4 protein-coding genes are annotated in these 3240 nt (G+C 75.0%); 1 reads left to right on the forward strand and 3 read right to left on the reverse strand.

What is annotated here, in order from left to right; genetic code table 11:
• From DEP02_RS27800 to DEP02_RS27810, 3 genes are all read right to left on the reverse strand, one after another.
• A partial coding sequence (locus DEP02_RS27800) for a reverse transcriptase-like protein (RefSeq protein WP_157977552.1) occupies positions 1-516 on the reverse strand: 516 nt, incomplete at its 3' end.
• Positions 517-528: 12 nt separating this feature from the next.
• The gene (locus tag DEP02_RS27805) at positions 529-1188 is read right to left on the reverse strand and encodes a zinc ribbon domain-containing protein (protein ID WP_112470439.1); all 660 of its coding nucleotides are present in this window, start codon (positions 1186-1188) and stop codon (positions 529-531) included.
• A complete protein-coding gene (locus tag DEP02_RS27810) occupies positions 1185-2051 on the reverse strand; it encodes a Nif3-like dinuclear metal center hexameric protein (RefSeq protein WP_112470438.1) in 867 nt (288 codons plus the stop codon). The genes DEP02_RS27805 and DEP02_RS27810 overlap by 4 nt, the downstream gene beginning before the upstream one ends.
• A 198-nt stretch (positions 2052-2249) precedes the next feature.
• Here DEP02_RS27810 and DEP02_RS27815 point away from each other — a divergent pair.
• A partial coding sequence (locus tag DEP02_RS27815) for a hypothetical protein (RefSeq protein ID WP_232839300.1) occupies positions 2250-3240 on the forward strand: 991 nt, incomplete at its 3' end.

The raw sequence follows: 3240 nt of genomic DNA on the forward strand, positions 1-3240 counted from the left end.
GCCGGAGGCGGACGCGGCACGCGCCGCCCGGACGTCGGCACCGGCACCCGCGCCGGCGTCCGCCGTCCCCGGCGCCGCAGGGGACGCCGGCGCCGACCACTCCTCACCCCGCGCCCCCGCGTCCATCGCCTCGTTGGCCAGGCGGTCGGCGTGCTTGTTCGACTCCCGCGGGATCCACTCGTACGTCACCTGCCCGGGCGGGAACACCCGGGCGGCCTCCGTGGCCAGCGGCTTCAGGTCCGGGTGCTTGATCTTCCAGCGGCCCGACATCTGCTCGACGACCAGCTTGGAGTCCATGCGGACGTGGACCCTCGCCGAGGGGTCCAGGGCGTGCGCGGCGCGCAGGCCGGCCAGGAGGCCGCGGTACTCGGCGACGTTGTTGGTGGCGACGCCCAGGTACTCCGCGCTCTCCGCCAGGGGCTCCCCCGTCGCCGCGTCGAACACCACCGCGCCGTAGCCCGCGGGCCCCGGGTTGCCCCGCGACCCTCCGTCGGCCTCGACCATGAACTCCCGCACGCCGGCCGCCCCTTACAGACCGGACTCGGCGGTGCGCACCAGAATGCGGCGGCAGTTCTCGCAGCGTACGACCGTGTCGGGCGCCGCCGCGCGGACCTCGTTCAGTTCGGTGATGGCGAGTTCCTGACGGCAGCCCTGGCAGGTGCGCTGGTACAGCTTGGCCGCGCCGATGCCGCCGTGCTGCTCGCGCAGCTTCTCGTAGAGCTTCAGCAGGTCCGCGGGGACGGCGGCGGCGATGACCTCGCGCTCCTTCGTCACGGACGCCACCTCGCCGTCGATCTCCTCCAGGGCCGCGTCCCGGCGCGCGGTCGCGTCGTCGATCTTGGCCTGCACGGACGCGACGCGCCCGGTCAGTTCGGTGACCCGCTCCTGCGCGGACTCACGCCGCTCCATGACCTCCAGGACGACGTCCTCCAGGTCGCCCTGCCGCTTGGCGAGCGAGGCGCGCACCTGGTCCACGTCCTGCTCGGCCTTGGTCTGCTCGCGGGCGCAGTCGCTCTCCTCGGTCTGCGCGGCCACCAGCAGGGCGCGCAGCTGGGACAGGTCCTTGCTCAGCGACTCGATCTCGGCGTGCGCGGGGAGGGACTTCCGCTTGTGCGCGAGCTGCTGCAGGCGGACGTCGAGACCCTGGACGTCGAGGAGTCGGATCTGGTCGGGGGACGCGGCGTTCAGTTGGGGGCTCCCGTTGGTTCGTCGGTGGCGGTGGATGCCGCGTGGGCGGTCCAGGGATCGGTGACCGTCTTGGACACGTGGACGCGCAGGCCCCATCCGTGCCGGTCGGAGATCTCGTCGAGCTGGGCGGCGGCCAGCTCGCACCAGGGCCACTCGGTGGCCCAGTGCGCCGCGTCGAGCAGCGCGATCGGACGGTGGGCGCGAGCCGCCATGAACTCCGAGGCCGGGTGGTGGCGCAGGTCCGCGGTGAGGAAGGCGTCGACGCCGGCGGCCCGTACGTGGTCGAAGAGGCTGTCGCCGGAGCCGCCGCTGACGGCGACCGTACGGACCAGTGCGTCGGGGTCGCCGGCCACCCGGATGCCCTGCGCGGTGGCGGGCAGCCGCTCGGCGGCGCGGGCGGCGAGCTCGCGCACGGTCAGCGGGTGGTCCAGCTCGCAGACGCGGCCCAGGCCCCGGCGTCCGCCCGGGTCGGTGGGGTCCGGCACCAGGGGGCGTACGACCCGCAGGTCCAGCGCCCCGGCCAGCGCGTCGGAGACGCCCGGGTCGGCGGTGTCGGCGTTGGTGTGGGCCACGTGCAGGGCGATGTCGTTCTTGATGAGGGTGTGCACCACGCGGCCCTTGAAGGTGGAGGCCGCCACGGTCGTCGTACCGCGCAGGTACAGCGGGTGGTGGACGACCAGCAGGTCGGCGCCCAGCTTCACCGCCTCGTCGACGGTCTCCTGCACCGGGTCGACGGCGAACAGCACCCGGCCGACCTCCTGGTCGGGGTCGCCCACGACGGTGCCGACCGCGTCCCAGGACTCGGCCCGCTCGGCGGGCCACAGGTTCTCCAGCGCGGCGATGACATCAGACAGAAGGGGCACGGGTGCAAGGCTACCTGGGTGTTCGCCGCGGCTGAACCGCTGCCGCCGCCCCCTTCCGGGACCGCGCCCGCCGAGCACACCGGTCTCGGTTTCCTCAGGCGAATCGTTCCTGGGCCACCCGTATGTGTGAAGCCGCCGCCCGCCGGTCCGCCGTCTGTGCCTACGAAAACTACCGTCCTCGCAGGAGGTGACCGAACGATGACAGTCTGCGTTGCCGAGCCTTCGGCGGCCGACGAGGACGACGGTGCCCCGCGGGCGGGCTGCACGATCACGGCGGACGGCGCCTACGCCGCCCGGCTCGCACGCAGCGGCGACTCCTGGTACCCCGAGCGGTGGACGCTGGACGGCCCCGAGCCGTACGCGGTGCCGCTGCCCGGCAACCAGCCCGAGGAGCCCGGCACGGAGGTGCAGCCGATGGGCGACGGCCGGGTTCTCGTCCGGCGGCTGGTGGCCGGCCGGCACGCCTTCTCGCTGCTGTACCCGACCGGCCCCGGCACCGGCGAACTGCCGCTCGGCGCCCTCGAGTGCGCGAAGGACGCCCGGCTGCGGCTGCTGCCCCCGGCGCCGGACGGCGAGCGGGCGTACGCGCTCGCCGCGGGCCCGCGCTCCACGGCGGTGTGGCTGGTGGCGGGCGGCACCCGGGGACCCGAGCAGCTGGCCGAGGTGCCGGGCCGCTGCTCGGGCGGGGTCTGGCTGGACCGCGCCGGACGGCTGCTCGCCCTGGACCGGCGGACCGGCGGGCGCACCAAGGCGGTCGTGGTGGACCTCGGGCGCGGCGGCGAGACGTCCCCGCTGCTGCAGATCGCGGCCGGCAGCGACGACCGGCTGCTGCTCGCCGACCCGGACAGCGGGCTGCTGCTGATCCGCTCGGACGCGCCCTCGCCCGGCCGGGAACGGCTGGGCTGGGGCGTCCTCGGCAGCATGCTGCCGGTGCGCTTCCCGGACTGTCTGGTGCTGCCCGACTGCGTGGTGACGCCGTTCGCGATCCAGCCGGGGCAGGCGCTCACCCCGGAGCACTGCGCGGTGGCGCTGCGCTGCGACGGCGCGTACGGCAGCTGGGTCGGCGTGTGGCGGCCCGCGGAGGGATGGGTACGTCACCTCCCGGCGCCGGGCTCGACCTGGTGCTGTCCGCGGTGGTGGCGGTGGCCGTGGGCCTGGCGATCGGCTGGGCCGCGAACAGGCTGCTGGG

Source organism: Streptomyces triticisoli, assembly GCF_003270085.1.
In the GTDB taxonomy this organism is placed as follows: Bacteria; Actinomycetota; Actinomycetes; order Streptomycetales; family Streptomycetaceae; genus Streptomyces; species Streptomyces triticisoli.